The sequence below is a fragment of the Flavobacterium sp. genome (genome assembly GCF_049318185.1).
GTDB lineage: Bacteria > Bacteroidota > Bacteroidia > Flavobacteriales > Flavobacteriaceae > Flavobacterium.
This window is the reverse complement of the sequence record NZ_JBMOGV010000176.1, coordinates 1-3,084: the sequence shown is the minus strand read 5'-3', so window position 1 is coordinate 3,084 and position 3,084 is coordinate 1. Positions and strand designations below refer to the sequence as shown.

Annotated in this window: 3 protein-coding genes; all 3 read right to left on the bottom strand. The window is 29.1% G+C overall.

The genetic code is table 11. The features are described 5' to 3' along the window. Nucleotides 1–893: glycosyltransferase (locus ACOYLT_RS11090; RefSeq protein WP_422853910.1), on the bottom strand; the 893-nt coding region annotated here is incomplete at its 3' end. A 331-nt stretch (nucleotides 894–1,224) separates the two neighbouring features. Beyond that, the gene (locus tag ACOYLT_RS11085; RefSeq protein WP_422853909.1) at nucleotides 1,225–2,121 is read right to left on the bottom strand and encodes a glycosyltransferase; all 897 of its coding nucleotides are present in this window, start codon (nucleotides 2,119–2,121) and stop codon (nucleotides 1,225–1,227) included. Between the two features lie 67 nt (nucleotides 2,122–2,188). Beyond that, nucleotides 2,189–3,070, bottom strand: a complete 882-nt coding sequence (locus ACOYLT_RS11080) for a glycosyltransferase (protein WP_422853908.1) — start codon at nucleotides 3,068–3,070, stop codon at nucleotides 2,189–2,191. Nucleotides 3,071–3,084 lie beyond the last annotated feature (14 nt).

The window sequence follows — 3,084 nt, the reverse complement described above, 5'->3', positions numbered from 1 at the left end:
TTTTTTGGAATAGGAGTGATTGTCATGCCCATCCTATTACGAAATCCATCATAAAGTCCTTTTGAAAGAAAATAAAAATTCAATCGTCCATATTCATATCCAAATTTAAAGCCATAAAATATTTTAGCAATTGTTCTAATTGAAATTCTAAAAACTCCTACAAATGATTTTTCTTTCTTTAATAAGATATGTATTCTGTTTCTTACACCATAATATTCCCTCCATAAGGATTGTAATGCTTTTAATTTATAGCTTTTTTCGAGATTTATTCTTTTATGAATTACTCTATGCCTATACATCTCTTTTGCTGGCACAATAACTCTAAGTTTTGCTCTCTTAACGGCTAAACAAAAATCTAACTCCTCAAAGCCAAAAAACAAATCAGGATCTGGAAAAATAGTAGTAAGGTAGATATTACGATGCAATAATGGAAACATATTTCCTGCAACACAATCAACATCCAGAAGACCATCCAAATCTTTGTCAGGGATACGTTCTATTAATCCCGTTTTAACATTAAAATTTACACCAACCGAACCAATTATCCCAATAGTTTTGATGTCAATTTTTGGAATTATTGAAAATAAACTTTCCATAACGTCATTAAATTTTGGGGGATCATCATCATCTCCCCAAACAACCCAATCATAACCTTGCTCAAATAAAATTTTTATCCCAATTGCGGCAGCTCCAGCAGGTCCAGAATTATAACCAACTTTATGATATTGCAATCTACTATCGTTGGTTTGTTCATACATCAATTGAGTAGCTTCATCATCACTATTATCAACAATAAGTAAAGAATGAGGTGGAAGTGTTTGCTTAAATATTGCTTCTATAGTCGATTTTAAAATAGTAGATCTATTTCTTGTAATGATAAATACACTGTACATAAATTTTCTATATATTAACTCGTTGGGGGTAATTAATCAAAATACGTTATTAATGATTTTTTTGATGGCAATTTATATTTAATTTATGACAAAAATGTCAGTCTGAGCTTGTCGAAGACATCAAAAAGGATACATTTCGACAAGCTCAATGTGACAATCTAGTATAAATTAGCCAAAAAAAATAATTTTACCCAACGGGTTATAGTAATAACTAGCTATTTTATTACTTTTAAATATGAAAAAATCTAGTTACTTTTTTTAAATGAATTGATATGAAGCAAATTGCTTTTTAAATTAAAAACTATTAATTGAAATAATTTTTTTATCTTAATTACTTTTTTGTGATAGGTAATATGGTCATTCCCATCCTATTTCGATAGCCATCACAAAGTCCCTTAAAAAGGTAATAAAAATTCAACTTTCCATACTTCAGGCCATATCTAAACAGGTAGAATATTTTAAAAATAGTTCTTATAGTAATGTATATCGCTGCACCATATGCTTTCTCTTTTCTAAGTAAAATATAGATAATATTTCTTGTACTATAATATTCCCTCCAAAGTGAATTTTTAGATTTTACTTTATATTTTTTTTTAATACCTAGTCTACTAAAAAGAAATCTGTGTCGATATATTTCATCTTTTGAAACAATAATTTTAAGTTTAGCTCTTTTAACGGCTAAACAAAAATCGAGATCTTCGAAACTAAAAAATAAATTGGGATCAGAAAATATTTTCTTACGGTAAACATTTTTACTTATTAAAGGAAACATACCTCCTGAGACATTATCAACTTCAATTAATCCATTTAAATCTTTATCAGGAATACGAATAGTCAAACCATTTCTAAGATTCAATTTTGTACCTACAGCACCTATAACTCCAATGGTATTTATGTTTATTTGAGGGATAATTGAAAATAATTTTTCAATAACATCTTTAAACTGTGGAGGATCATCATCATCTCCCCAAACCACCCATTCATAACCTTGTTCAAATAAAATTTCCATCCCAATTTTTGCCCCTCCGGCCGGACCAGAATTATAACCTACCCTGTGATATTGTAATCTACTATCGTTGGCTTGTTCATACATCAATTGTGTAGCATCATCATCACTATTATCAACAATAAGAATAGATTGAGGAGGAAGTGTTTGATTGAAAATTTCTTCTATTGTATTTTTTAAAATAGAAGGGCGGTTTCTGGTAATTATGAATAGACTGTACAATAAAAACTGTAATTTAATATATTAATATAAATTCAAAAAAGATAATATTAATTAAATTGTTAAAACATCAACTATAATCTTCTGGATTATACCTTTTCCCTCTTCTATTTAAAACTGCATCTCTGATAGCGCGCATTTTGAAAATGAGCCGTTCCTTTTTTTTATCTCCAAAAAATAGTATGGCATAGATATACTTCAATTCTCTGACAAACCAACCTTTAAAGGTTTCAAAAGACTTTCTATCAATAGCTAACCAAAGATGATTTCGAGTATTATAATATTGACGCCATGGGGGTGTTCCATCTTTACCTCCTAGTTTACCATCTTCTATCAATCCATTAGGAAGTGTGTATATATCAAAACCAACATCTTTAGCTTTTAAACAGTAATCAAATTCATAAGTACCCATAAAGTAAAGAGGATCACAATATCCTATCTTGTCAATCAGTTTTCTTGAGATTATACAGCCATCAAAAGTAATTAAGTCTGTTTTTATGAGTTCATTACTTAAAGAAACATATTTTGGTTTACGAACTCCTTCCCAATAAAGTAAAACAGCTTGATTATTTTCATTTGTATTGGCTATTTTCAATAAGCCTATGTTAGAGTCTTTTTGCAAATAATTAATGAATGACTCTAGAGTGCCTTTTACGGGTCTTGAGTCATCGTTGAATAACCAAATCCAATCATAACCTCGCTCACAAGCCACTTCCATTCCTTTAGCAAATCCTCCAGCAGAAGCAATATTGTTTTGTAAATGAATAGCATTTATATCAGGGTAATCTAATGCAAGTGTTTCTTTTGTAGCATCTTTGCTATTGTTATTTATTACATAAATATTTGTGTAATCTATTCCCTGATTATATACTGCAGTTATAGTTTTTTTAAGTTCCTCAATTCTATTAAACGTAACTATTACTACGGCTATTTTTTGTTTATTATTATTCATCTAATTTTTTTATT

Coding starts and splice junctions, on each gene's coding strand:
- ACOYLT_RS11080 (WP_422853908.1), bottom strand. CDS start 3,070: ATGAATAATAATAAACAAAAAATAGCCGTAGTAATAGTTACGTTTAAT.